Genomic DNA, 756 nt, shown 5'->3' on the forward strand with positions numbered 1-756 from the left:
GATTTAATGTTACCTGATGCTTAGAGGCTTTTCCTGGAAGCAGGGCATTTGTTACTTCAGCACCGTAGTGCCTCGTCATCACACCTCAGCGTTAATAAGGTACCGGATTTACCTGGAACCTCCGCCTACATGCTTAAACCGGGACAACCGTCGCCCGGCTAACATAGCCTTCTCCGTCCCCCCTTCGCAGTAACACCAAGTACAGGAATATTAACCTGTTTCCCATCGACTACGCCTTTCGGCCTCGCCTTAGGGGTCGACTCACCCTGCCCCGATTAACGTTGGACAGGAACCCTTGGTCTTCCGGCGTGCGGGCTTTTCACCCGCATTATCGTTACTTATGTCAGCATTCGCACTTCTGATACCTCCAGCAACCCTCACAGGCCACCTTCGCAGGCTTACAGAACGCTCCCCTACCCAACAACACATAGTGTCGCTGCCGCAGCTTCGGTGCACAGTTTAGCCCCGTTACATCTTCCGCGCAGGCCGACTCGACCAGTGAGCTATTACGCTTTCTTTAAATGATGGCTGCTTCTAAGCCAACATCCTGGCTGTCTGTGCCTTCCCACATCGTTTCCCACTTAACTGTGACTTTGGGACCTTAGCTGGCGGTCTGGGTTGTTTCCCTCTTCACGACGGACGTTAGCACCCGCCGTGTGTCTCCCGTGATAACATTCTTCGGTATTCGTAGTTTGCATCGGGTTGGTAAGTCGGGATGACCCCCTAGCCGAAACAGTGCTCTACCCCCGAAGATGA

General features: G+C 53.4%; 1 rRNA gene. It reads right to left on the minus strand.

From position 1 onward, the window contains the following. Positions 1-756 (minus strand): 23S ribosomal RNA (locus PGR29_RS24800); the annotation flags it as partial.

It is taken from the genome of Klebsiella sp. 141203 (assembly GCF_032601985.1).
GTDB classification, from domain to species: domain Bacteria; phylum Pseudomonadota; class Gammaproteobacteria; order Enterobacterales; family Enterobacteriaceae; genus Klebsiella; species Klebsiella aerogenes.